Genomic DNA, 3116 nt, shown 5'->3' on the forward strand with positions numbered 1-3116 from the left:
TTTTTCTCTACGAAGTTAGGCCGAGATTCAACTACAAACAAAGTTGAAGTAGTATCCTGTAAGAACATTGAAAATTGAATATCTATATCAAAGAAAGTAACAAGAAATAAACCGAAACGCTGAACGCATAAAGAGTTTACTTAATTCAGGTAGAGTTAAGAAAAGAGGTTAAGTTAGTAAGGGCGCACGGTGGATGCCTTGGCACTAGGAGCCGATGAAGGACGTGACAAACGACGAAATGCTTTGGGTAGCTGTAAGTGAGCGAAGATCCAGAGATGTCCGAATGGGGGAACCCACTAGCTGATGGCTAGTATCTTTAGTTGTTAAGATTAAAGAGGGAAGACGCAGTGAACTGAAACATCTAAGTAGCTGCAGGAAGAGAAAGCAAAAGCGATTGCCTGAGTAGCGGCGAGCGAAACGGCAGGAGGGCAAACCGAGTGGTTTACCACTCGGGGTTGTAGGACTGCGAAATGGACTGTTAGATTATAGAAGAATGACATGGGAAGGTCAGCCAGAGAGAGTGAGAGCCTCGTATTTAAAATAGTCTAACTACCTAGCAGTATCCTGAGTACGGCGGGACACGAGGAATCCCGTCGGAATCTGGGAGGACCATCTCCCAACCCTAAATACTCCCTAGTGACCGATAGTGAACCAGTACCGTGAGGGAAAGGTGAAAAGCACCCCGGGAGGGGAGTGAAATAGAACCTGAAACCGTGTGCCTACAAGAAGTTCGAGCCCGTTAATGGGTGAGAGCGTGCCTTTTGTAGAATGAACCGGCGAGTTACGATTGCATGCGAGGTTAAGTTGAAGAGACGGAGCCGTAGGGAAACCGAGTCTGAATAGGGCGTTAAAGTATGTAGTCGTAGACCCGAAACCATGTGACCTACCCATGAGCAGGTTGAAGGTGAGGTAAAACTCACTGGAGGACCGAACCAGGGCACGTTGAAAAGTGCTTGGATGACTTGTGGGTAGCGGAGAAATTCCAAACGAACTTGGAGATAGCTGGTTCTCTCCGAAATAGCTTTAGGGCTAGCGTCGACATTAAGAATCTTGGAGGTAGAGCACTGTTTGGGTGAGGGGTCCATCTCGGATTACCAATCTCAGATAAACTCCGAATGCCAACGATTTATGGTCGGCAGTCAGACTGCGAGTGCTAAGATCCGTAGTCGAAAGGGAAACAGCCCAGACCACCAGCTAAGGTCCCAAAATAATTGTTAAGTGGAAAAGGATGTGGGGTTGCACAGACAACTAGGATGTTAGCTTAGAAGCAGCTATTCATTCAAAGAGTGCGTAATAGCTCACTAGTCGAGTGACCCTGCGCCGAAAATGTACCGGGGCTAAAACAATTTACCGAAGCTGTGGATCCTAATAAGGATGGTAGGAGAGCGTTCTATGTGTGGTGAAGCTATACCGTGAGGAGTAGTGGAACGCATAGAAGTGAGAATGCCGGTATGAGTAGCGCAAGATGGGTGAGAATCCCATCCACCGTAAGACTAAGGTTTCCAGGGGAAGGCTCGTCCGCCCTGGGTTAGTCGGGACCTAAGGAGAGACCGAAAGGTGTATTCGATGGACAACAGGTTGATATTCCTGTACTAGTATATAGAGTGAAGGAGTGACGCAGAAGGCTAAGGGAAGCCAGTGAATGGATTCTGGTCTAAGCAGTGAGGTGTGGTAAGAGTCAAATGCTTTTACCTGTAACATTGAGCTGTGATGGGGAGCTAGGTGATTCTAGCGAGTCCCTGATGTCAGGCTGCCGAGAAAAGCTTCTAGCGCAAATCTATATACTACCCGTACCGCAAACCGACACAGGTAGTCGAGGCGAGTAGCCTCAGGTGATCGAGAGAACTCTCGTTAAGGAACTCGGCAAAATGGCCCCGTAACTTCGGGAGAAGGGGCGCTCAGTATGACTGAGCCGCAGTGAAAAGGCCCAAGCAACTGTTTATCAAAAACACAGCTCTCTGCTAAATCGTAAGATGATGTATAGGGGGTGACGCCTGCCCGGTGCTGGAAGGTTAAGAGGAGTGCTTAGAGATTTCTCGAAGGTATGAATTGAAGCCCCAGTAAACGGCGGCCGTAACTATAACGGTCCTAAGGTAGCGAAATTCCTTGTCGGGTAAGTTCCGACCCGCACGAAAGGCGTAATGATTTGGGCACTGTCTCAACGAGAGACTCGGTGAAATTTTAGTACCTGTGAAGATGCAGGTTACCCGCGACAGGACGGAAAGACCCCATGGAGCTTTACTGCAGTTTGATATTGAGTATCTGTGCCACATGTACAGGATAGGTAGGAGCCAATGAAGGTGGGACGCCAGTTTCACCGGAGGCGTTGTTGGGATACTACCCTTGTTGTATGGCTACTCTAACCCGGATAGGTGACCCCTATCGGAGACAGTGTCTGACGGGCAGTTTGACTGGGGCGGTCGCCTCCTAAAAGGTAACGGAGGCGCCCAAAGGTTCCCTCAGACTGGTTGGAAATCAGTCGCAGAGTGTAAAGGTATAAGGGAGCTTGACTGCGAGAGCCACAACTCGAGCAGGGACGAAAGTCGGGCTTAGTGATCCGGTGGTTCCGTATGGAAGGGCCATCGCTCAACGGATAAAAGCTACCCTGGGGATAACAGGCTTATCTCCCCCAAGAGTTCACATCGACGGGGAGGTTTGGCACCTCGATGTCGGCTCGTCGCATCCTGGGGCTGTAGTCGGTCCCAAGGGTTGGGCTGTTCGCCCATTAAAGCGGCACGCGAGCTGGGTTCAGAACGTCGTGAGACAGTTCGGTCCCTATCCGTCGCGGGCGTAGGAAATTTGAGAGGATCTGCTCCTAGTACGAGAGGACCAGAGTGGACTTACCGCTGGTGTACCAGTTGTCTCGCCAGAGGCACAGCTGGGTAGCTATGTAGGGAAGGGATAAACGCTGAAAGCATCTAAGTGTGAAACCCACCTCAAGATGAGATTTCCCATCAGCAATGAATAAGAGCCCTGAGAGATGATCAGGTAGATAGGTTAGGAGTGGAAGTTGTGTGAGCAATGTAGCGGACTAATACTAATAGCTCGAAGACTTATCCGAAGTCAAACTAAGTAACGGAAACGTTAAGAATGACGAACTCAGATGCGAGTTGAGG

1 rRNA gene is annotated in these 3116 nt (G+C 49.4%); it reads left to right on the top strand.

Features of this window, described 5'->3' with window-relative positions:
• Window positions 1–166: 166 nt before the first annotated feature.
• A 23S ribosomal RNA gene (locus tag JEQ21_RS09615) occupies window positions 167–3061 on the top strand.
• The last annotated feature ends 55 nt before the right edge of the window (window positions 3062–3116 follow it).

Origin of the sequence: Streptococcus sp. 121 (assembly GCF_016458205.1) — a bacterium.
Lineage (GTDB): Bacteria > Bacillota > Bacilli > Lactobacillales > Streptococcaceae > Streptococcus.